Here is a 350-nt window from a genome sequence, read left to right as displayed (position 1 = left end):
AACTATGCCGACCTGTGCGTGCTGGCCTTCCGCCAGTCGATTGCCGCCCATAAGCTGGTGAAGGACAGCGAAGGCAACATCCTGTTTTTGTCGAAAGAAAACTTCAGCAACGGATCGATCGGGACAGTAGATGTGACCTATCCTTCAGCGCCGCTTTACCTGCGCTACAACCCCGAACTGCTGAAAGGGATGCTGAACCCGATTTTCTACTACTCGGAAAGCGGCAAGTGGACCAAGCCATTTGCAGCGCACGATGTGGGCACCTATCCGCTGGCCAACGGGCAAACCTACGGGGGCGACATGCCGGTGGAAGAATGTGGTAACATGGTGATCCTGACTGCGGCCATCGC

Annotated in this window: 1 protein-coding gene; it reads left to right on the top strand. The window is 56.0% G+C overall.

Annotation, left to right across the window (positions count from 1 at the left end; translation table 11 throughout):
* A partial coding sequence (locus tag N2K84_RS20330; protein ID WP_282593658.1) for a glutaminase domain-containing protein occupies positions 1-350 on the top strand: 350 nt, incomplete at both ends.

Source organism: Gaoshiqia sediminis, assembly GCF_025907915.1.
GTDB classification, from domain to species: domain Bacteria; phylum Bacteroidota; class Bacteroidia; order Bacteroidales; family Prolixibacteraceae; genus Gaoshiqia; species Gaoshiqia sediminis.
Note: the sequence above shows the minus strand (reverse complement) of the source record. Positions and strands in the feature narration are given on the sequence as shown.